The sequence below is a fragment of the Arthrobacter sp. MSA 4-2 genome (assembly GCF_016405885.1).
Lineage (GTDB): Bacteria > Actinomycetota > Actinomycetes > Actinomycetales > Micrococcaceae > Arthrobacter_D.
This window is the reverse complement of record NZ_JAEKGC010000013.1, coordinates 120,983-128,060: the sequence shown is the minus strand read 5'-3', so window position 1 is coordinate 128,060 and position 7,078 is coordinate 120,983. Positions and strand designations below refer to the sequence as shown.

Genomic DNA, 7,078 nt, shown 5'->3' with positions numbered 1-7,078 from the left:
CGCACATGATCGGCGGTGATATTCGCCCCGTCCTCGGTCCGCAGCAGATTCTCCAACAGCACCTTCAGGCTGAACGGCAGCTTCTCCGCCCCCTCCACCGCCCCCAACCGGAAAATCTCATACGACGTACCGGAAACCTCCAGCACACCCCTTGAACCAAAGCTGTTGGCAGCGCCCATGGCCGAGTCCTTCCACCGCTGGAGGAGTCCGGGGCGGGGTCCGCGTCCGAACCGATGCCTCAGATTCTAGCCGCGGGTGCTCACGCCGCACCCCGTGGCGGGGAAAGCAGTGCGAAGGATTCCATGTGGTGCGTGTGCGGGTACAGGTCGAAGACCCGCAGCGTGTCGAGGGTCCACCCGCGGGCCTGGAAGAGGCCGAGGTCGCGGGCGAAGGAGGCGGGGTCGCAGGAAACGTAGCCGACCCGCTGCGGCGCGGCGTCCAGAATCTGGCCGACGACCTTTTTGCCGGCTCCGGCCCGCGGCGGGTCGAGGAGCACGACGTCGAGCGGGCGGTCGTGGGAGTTAAGCACTCTGTCCACGCGGCCCTGGACGATGCTCACCTGGTCCTGGCCGTGGAGGTTGCGGCGGGCGTCCCGGCTGGTGCCGGCCGAACCTTCGACGGACAGCACCGACCCCTTGGGGCCGACAGCGGAGGCGAGCGGCACGGTGAACAGTCCGGCCCCGGCGTAGAGGTCCGCGGCGTGCTCGCCCTCGGCGACCTGCAGCCCCTCAAGCACGGCGCCGGTCAGGACCTCGGGCCCCTTGCGGTGGATCTGCCAGAACCCGGCCCCGGTGACGCGGTAGGGGTGCGGACCGACCTGCTCCTGCAGCCAGGTCCGGCCCTTGATCCGGTGCACGTCGCCGGTCACGGCGTCGAGGACCGCCACCGACGCCCCCGAAATCTGGGCCGCGATGGCCCCGGCCCGGCGCGGCGCAGTGCCCTCGGCGGGGATGAGCAGCACGAGGGGATCCCCGCCGCCGGACCCGACGGCGACATCGACCCGCTGCATCCCCGAAAAGTCCAGGTCCCACAGCCGCAGGGAGTTCACTGCGTCGACGGCCAGCGGCATGTCCGTGACCGGAACGAGCGCGTCCGAGCGGTGCACGTGCATGGCAAGGCGTCCGTTGCCGGTGACGGCGAAGGCCGCCCGGGTGCGCCAGCCCAGCCCGTCGGGGGTTTCCCCGGGCGCGGCCTCGACGGTGACGTCCCGCTCGGTGCGGGCGATCCGGGTCAGCTGCTCGGCAAAGATCTGCGCCTTGACCCGGCGCTGCTCCTCGAGCCGGATGTGGCCGAATTCGGCTCCCCCAACCGGCGCGGCGCCCTGCGCGGCAGCGGCGAGCGCGTCGGCCTGCGGCCACGGGTGGGTCACCCGGTGGGGTGAGGCCTCGAGGACCTCCACCGTGTCACCGCGCCAGAAGCTCGCGTCCGGCTCCTGCTCGGTGAGGCGGACCCGCACCCTCTCCCCCTGTAGGGCGTGCCGCACGAACACGACCCGCCCTTCATACCGGGCGACGGTGTGCCCGCCGTGGGCCGGGCGCTCGATGGTCAGCTCGACGACTGTCGATTCGTGTGTCACTTGCTCACTTCAGATCTTGGTTTCATGGTCGGCCTTGGCGGATGCCAGCTGCCAGGGGACGCTGGCCACCATCACTCCGGGGACGAAGTGGAGGCGGGCCTTGATGCGCAGGGCTGTCTGGTTGTGCACGAGCTGCTCCCACCACTTCCCCACCACGTACTCGGGGATGTACACCACGATCAGGTCGCGGGGCGACTCGCTGCGGATGGTGGCGATGTAGTCGAGGATCGGCGTGATGGTGTCCCGGTACGGTGCGGCGAGCACGGTGATCGGAACGGGCAGCTCCAGCCTTTCCCAGTCCTCAAGCGTACGCCGGGTCTGCTCGGCGTCCACATCGACGATGATGGCCTCGAGCCGCGAGGGCCGCGACGCGCGGGCGAAGGCGAGCGCCCGCAGCACCGGCTTGCGCACGTGCGAAACGAGCAGGACGGCGTGGACGCGGGCCGGCAGGGCGCGCAGGTTGTCGGCGTCGTCGATGGCCAGCTCGGACGCCACACTGTCGTAGTGGCTCTTGATGCTGCGCATGATCGCGAAGAGCACCGCCATGGCGAGGACCGCGATCCAGGCGCCGTACTCGAACTTGGTCACGAGGATCACCACGAGCACCGCCGCGGTCAGGATGAACCCGGCGGTGTTGATCGCCCGGGACTTGCGCATCCGCCACCGGGCCTGCCGGTCGGCGGTGCTGCGCAGCTCGCGGGTCCAGTGGGTGATCAGCCCGAGCTGGCTGGCGGTGAAGGAGACGAACACCCCGACGATGTAGAGCTGGACGAGCTGGGTGACGTCGGCGCCGAAGAGCAGGATCAGGGCGGCCGCGCCGAGGCCCAGCGCGAGGATGCCGTTGCTGTAGGTCAGCCGGTCACCGCGGGTCCTCAGCTGCCGCGGCAGGTAGCCGTCGCCGGCGAGCCGGGAGGCGAGCAGGGGGAACCCGTTGAAGGCGGCGTGCCCGGCCAGCAGGAGCACAAGGACGGTGGCGCCCACGACGAGGAAGAACGGGAGGGTCGCATCGTTAAAGACCGCCGCCGCCAGCTGGCTGAGCACCGGACTCTGGAGGTAGTCCTCCCCCACCGGGCGGCCGTCGACGAGCAGCTGGTTCGCGGGGTCAAGCACCACGCGGACCTTCGCGGCGTTGGCCAGGTAGATCACCCCGGCCATCATCAGGGACGCCACGGCCGCCAGGACCACCAGGGTGGTGGCGGCATTGCGTGCCCGGGGCGCCTCGAAGCTGGGCACGTTGGCGGCCGGGGCCTCGATGCCGGTCAGCGCCGCTGCGCCGGCGGAGAACGCGCGCAGGATCAGCAGCGCGCCCCCAAGTCCCACCAGCCCGGCGTCGAAGGCGGCGTCGGGCACGATTTCAAAGCCCGCGCTCGGGGCGTCGCGGAGGGTCCCGGCGGCGCTCTGGAACACGCCCACGGCGCACATTCCGAGCACCACCGCGGTGAACAGGTAGGTGGGAAGGCCGGTGAGGCGTGCCCCGCGCGTCACGCCGCGCAGGTTCAGCAGGACGAGCCCGGCCACCCCGGCGACGGCGATGCCGGTGCGCATCGGCGCCGCACCGGGTGCGAGCTCGACGGCGTACTGGGCTGCCGCGGACACCGACACCGCCACGGTCAGCACGTAATCGACCATCAGGGCCGAGGCGACCAGGGCACCGGCCTGCCCGCCGAAGTTCCGGCGGGCGATCTCGTAGTCGCCTCCACCGGTGGGATAGGCGCGCAGGGCCTGGCGGTAGGAGGCGATGACCACAAGCAGGACGGCGATCACGGCGAGGCCCACCCAGGGGGCGAGCACGACGGCTGCCACGCCGGCGAGGGCCAGCGTCAGGATGATCTCATCGGGAGCGTAGGCCACCGAGGACAACGCGTTGGCTGAGAACGTGGGCATGGCCCACCGCTGGGGCAGGGTCTGGCGCCTGCGCCTGTCACTGCGGAAAGGCTTGCCCACCAGCACCCGCTTGGCGGCCCCGAAAAAAGTCAGCACGGCCCCCAGACTAGCGCGTTTATGCCCCGCCGAAGCCATTAGGCTGGAGACCTACGGCAGCCGGCGCTGCGGTCTGCGGCTGTGCAAGCCGCCGCCCAGCACCGGCCGCCGAGCGCCTCCGGACGACGACCGGACACCGACCGGATTGAGCCGGTAAGCAGCCCGGAATGCCACCGGGCGCAGCAGGAGACAGGGGTGCCCTCGATGGCTCATTTTGTGATCATGGGATGCGGCAGGGTGGGGGTCAGCCTCGCCCACACCCTCGACGAGTCGGGCCACAGCGTGGCCATCATCGACCAGGACGACCGGGCGTTTCGGCGCCTGCGGTCCTCCTTCGGCGGCCGGAAGGTCACCGGGGTCGGGTTCGACCGGGACACCCTCAAGCACGCCGACATCGAGAACGCCTACGCCTTCGCGGCCGTCTCCAGCGGAGACAACTCGAACATCCTGGCGACCCGGGTGGCCCGGGAGACCTTCCACGTCCGCCACGTGGTGGCCCGCATCTACGATCCGGGCCGGGCCGAGATCTACCAGCGGCTCGGCATCCCCACGGTGGCCGCCGTCCGCTGGAGCGCCGACCAGGTGCTGCGGCGGATCCTGCCGGAGCAGAGCATCGACGGGGACTACCGCGAAACCTCGGGGCGCCTGATCCTGGGAGAACTCTCACTCAACGACGCCTGGCTGGGCCGTCCGCTCAAGGACATCGAGGCCGCCGGCGGGGTGCGCATCGCGTACCTGACGCGGTTCGGCGAGGGGATGCTGCCCACGGGTGAGACCAGCTACCAGCAGGGCGACATCGTGCACGCCATGATGAAGACAACCGCGACCGATGAAATAGGGCGGATTCTCGCAGGTCCACCCAAGGAGAATGCCGAATGAGAGTTGTCATTGCCGGAGCAGGGAGCGTCGGGTCCTCGATCGCGCGCGAGCTGCTGTCGAACAACCACGAGATCCTCCTGATCGACGAAAAGCCCGAGGTGATCGGGCGCAGCGGACTCAAGGGCGCCAAATGGCTCATCGGGGACGCCTGCGAGCTGACGACCCTCAAGGACGCACGGCTCGACGAGGCCGACGTCGTCGTCTCCGCCACCGGGGACGACAAGGTCAACCTCGTAGTGTCGCTGCTGGCCAAGAGCGAATTCGGTGTGGGCCGCACCGTGGGCCGGGTGAACAACCCGAAAAACGACTGGATGTTCGACGACTCGTGGGGCGTCGATGTCGCGGTGAACACGCCGCGCCTGATGACCGCGCTCGTCGAGGAGGCGGTGGAGATCGGCGACCTGGTGCGCCTGCTCACGCTGCAGACCGGGGTCTCCTCGATCCTCGAGTTCACGGTGCCCCAGGATTCCCCCCTGGTCGGGCAGCCCCTGAGCTCGGTCGCGCTCCCCCTCGACTGTGCGGTGGTGGCGATCCTGCGCGACGACGTGCCCGTCACGCCGAGCCCTGACGACACCGTGGAGGAAGGCGACGAACTGTTCTTCCTGGCGGCGGTGGCGGCGGAGAACGACCTGCGGAGCGCCCTGGCGGCACGCAGCCGGCCGGAGGCGGACTCGACCCCGGCCTGACGGGCGGCCCCGGCTCCCGACGCCCGGCGTCCGGGCCGCCTCCCCGCACAGGGCGCCCGGGCTTTCGGGCGGGGGTAGCGGGCCGCGGGCCTGCCCCGCCTAGCGGGCGGCGCCGGGCTGTGGGGCGGGGGTTGTGGGTGCGGTCGGCCGGGACACCAGCCACGCCAGCCACAGCCCCAGCGCGTACAGCGGCAGCCCCATCGCGACGCGCAGCGTCCCGAGGGCGGCCACATTACCGGCCAGGTAGAGCGGCAGCTGGACGGCCAGGCGCAGCGCGAGCACGGAGATGATGATCCACGTCGCCAGCGAGTAGGCCCTCACGCGCAGGGGATCCTTCCGCCATTCGGTGCCCTCGGAGCGGATAAAGCCGAACAGGACGCCCGCGATCGGCCAGCGCACGGCGATGGAGAGGGCCATGGCGGCGATGTACGCGGCGTTGATATAGAAGCCTGGCAGGAAGAAATCTTCGGCGTTGCCGGTCCGCAGCGCGACGATGGCGCAGAACGCCACGCCGATGAGCCCCGAGAGGGCCTGGGTGAGGGGCCGGCGGGAGACCAGCCGGATCACCGAGAAGACCGCGGCGGCGGCGAGGGCGGCCACCAGGGACACCATCAGGTCCCGCGTGATGGTGAACAGCACGGTGAACACCAGTCCCGGCACGATGCTCTCGGAGAGCCCCTGCACCCCGCCCACGGAGGAGAGGACGTCGATGCTGCCGTGGGCCGTTCGCTTCACGCCCGCCCGCGCCGCGTACTGGGACGCGAGGTCCTCGGGCCGCGGACGGTCCTGGGCGTCGCCGTGCTGGTTCTGCTTCGGGTTCTGGTTCACTCAGGGCTCCTCGGGCCGTCCAATAATTTCATAGCGCGGGTTGTACACGGTCAGCATGCCCTCGACCTGGCTCGCCATGCCTTCGAAGGCCAGTTCGACGCCGGCTTCGATGCCGCGCACTTCACGCTGACCCATCCATACAAGGCGTACCCGCGTCCCGGGCAGGGGTCCGGCGTCGACCCTCACGATGGCGGAGAAACGCGGTGGCGCGTTCTTCGGCTGGTAGGTGACGGAGTCGATCAGCCCGCGCCCGTGCAGCCGCCCGCGGGCTCCGCGGGCGGCCCCGCCCGCCGGGGGCAGGGACCGGCCGGTGTCAGCCAATCTCGGTGATCTCGGGGCCGCGCTGGGGCGCGGTGAGCCCGGGACGGGCCGGCGTCGCGGGGTTCGGGGTGGGGGACGCATCCTTGGGCAGGCGCAGCGGCAGGAGCTCGCGCGGGGGAAGCGGGTGGTCCCCGCGGACGACGACGACGTTGCGGAAGAGGGCCTCCACCGGCGCGGCCGCGGCCGCGTTGAGCGCCGCCGGTCCGCCGAAGACGCCGCGCAGGAACCAGCGCGGGCCGTCCACGCCCACGAACCGGGCCACGCGGACGCCGGAGGTTCCGTCGGGCAGCGGGGCGGGCAGCTGGGCGATCAGTTCGGTGCCGAAGGTGCCCTGCCGTTCCTGCACCGTGCCGCCCTGGGATCCCACGGAGAGGCCGATCTGCTGGCGGATCTCGTCCCAGACGCCTTCGGAGCGGGGTGCGGCGAAGGCCTGGAGCTGCAGGGTCGAGCCGCCGAGGTCGAGGGTGACGGCGATGACCCGCTTGGTGCGCTCCTCCACCTCGAGGCGCAGCTGGAGTCCTTCGGCGGCACCGATCTTCAGCGCCCCGAGATCGATGTAGCCCTCGGTTGAGTCCTTCTCGGCCGAATCGAAGGGACCGAGTTCACGCCGCTGTGCCTCGGGGGTCGCCTCCGCCGGCTCCTGCGTCTCGGCGGCTTCCGCCTCGGTTCCGCCGGTGTCCGCGGCATCGGTGCCCTGGGGCTCCGCCGAGCCGTCGTCCTGCTTCTTCTTCTTCAGGCGCCCAAAAACCATTTGTGGGTTCCTCTCCTCGATCTGTCGACGTGGTGTTCGGTTCCGGACGGCGAAGCG

General features: G+C 70.8%; 7 protein-coding genes. 2 read left to right on the top strand and 5 right to left on the bottom strand.

Features of this window, described 5'->3' with window-relative positions:
• Positions 1 to 259: 259 nt before the first annotated feature.
• Both I6N91_RS14570 and I6N91_RS14565 read right to left on the bottom strand, forming a co-directional pair.
• Complete coding sequence (locus I6N91_RS14570; RefSeq protein ID WP_198813760.1) at positions 260 to 1,576, bottom strand: class I SAM-dependent RNA methyltransferase; 1,317 nt, start codon at positions 1,574 to 1,576, stop codon at positions 260 to 262.
• 9 nt (positions 1,577 to 1,585) lie between these two features.
• Positions 1,586 to 3,556, bottom strand: a complete 1,971-nt coding sequence (locus I6N91_RS14565) for an APC family permease (protein ID WP_307843370.1) — start codon at positions 3,554 to 3,556, stop codon at positions 1,586 to 1,588.
• A 204-nt stretch (positions 3,557 to 3,760) separates the two neighbouring features.
• On the opposite strand from I6N91_RS14565, the gene I6N91_RS14560 reads away from it, so the two are divergent.
• Both I6N91_RS14560 and I6N91_RS14555 read left to right on the top strand, forming a co-directional pair.
• Positions 3,761 to 4,435, top strand: coding sequence for a TrkA family potassium uptake protein (locus I6N91_RS14560; protein ID WP_198813758.1), 675 nt, complete (start codon positions 3,761 to 3,763; stop codon positions 4,433 to 4,435).
• The gene (locus I6N91_RS14555; RefSeq protein WP_198813757.1) at positions 4,432 to 5,121 is read left to right on the top strand and encodes a TrkA family potassium uptake protein; all 690 of its coding nucleotides are present in this window, start codon (positions 4,432 to 4,434) and stop codon (positions 5,119 to 5,121) included. The genes I6N91_RS14560 and I6N91_RS14555 overlap by 4 nt, the downstream gene beginning before the upstream one ends.
• Before the next feature lie 99 nt (positions 5,122 to 5,220).
• Here the strand turns inward: I6N91_RS14555 and I6N91_RS14550 are convergent, their stop codons facing one another.
• The 3 genes from I6N91_RS14550 to I6N91_RS14540 all read right to left on the bottom strand — a co-directional run bounded on the left by I6N91_RS14550 (position 5,221) and on the right by I6N91_RS14540 (position 7,021).
• Positions 5,221 to 5,760: a DUF3159 domain-containing protein gene (locus I6N91_RS14550; protein ID WP_374058957.1), complete on the bottom strand. Its 540-nt coding sequence runs from the start codon at positions 5,758 to 5,760 to the stop codon at positions 5,221 to 5,223.
• A 189-nt stretch (positions 5,761 to 5,949) separates the two neighbouring features.
• The gene (locus I6N91_RS14545) at positions 5,950 to 6,270 is read right to left on the bottom strand and encodes a hypothetical protein (RefSeq protein WP_198813755.1); all 321 of its coding nucleotides are present in this window, start codon (positions 6,268 to 6,270) and stop codon (positions 5,950 to 5,952) included.
• The gene (locus tag I6N91_RS14540; protein WP_198813754.1) at positions 6,263 to 7,021 is read right to left on the bottom strand and encodes a DUF3710 domain-containing protein; all 759 of its coding nucleotides are present in this window, start codon (positions 7,019 to 7,021) and stop codon (positions 6,263 to 6,265) included. The genes I6N91_RS14545 and I6N91_RS14540 overlap by 8 nt, the downstream gene beginning before the upstream one ends.
• Between the last annotated feature and the right edge of the window lie 57 nt (positions 7,022 to 7,078).

Bases quoted from the DNA above. Each gene is read 5' to 3' on its own strand.
- I6N91_RS14540 (WP_198813754.1), bottom strand. From the start codon at position 7,021: ATGGTTTTTGGGCGCCTGAAGAAGAAGAAGCAGGACGACGGCTCGGCG.
- I6N91_RS14555 (WP_198813757.1), top strand. From the start codon at position 4,432: ATGAGAGTTGTCATTGCCGGAGCAGGGAGCGTCGGGTCCTCGATCGCG.
- I6N91_RS14560 (WP_198813758.1), top strand. From the start codon at position 3,761: ATGGCTCATTTTGTGATCATGGGATGCGGCAGGGTGGGGGTCAGCCTC.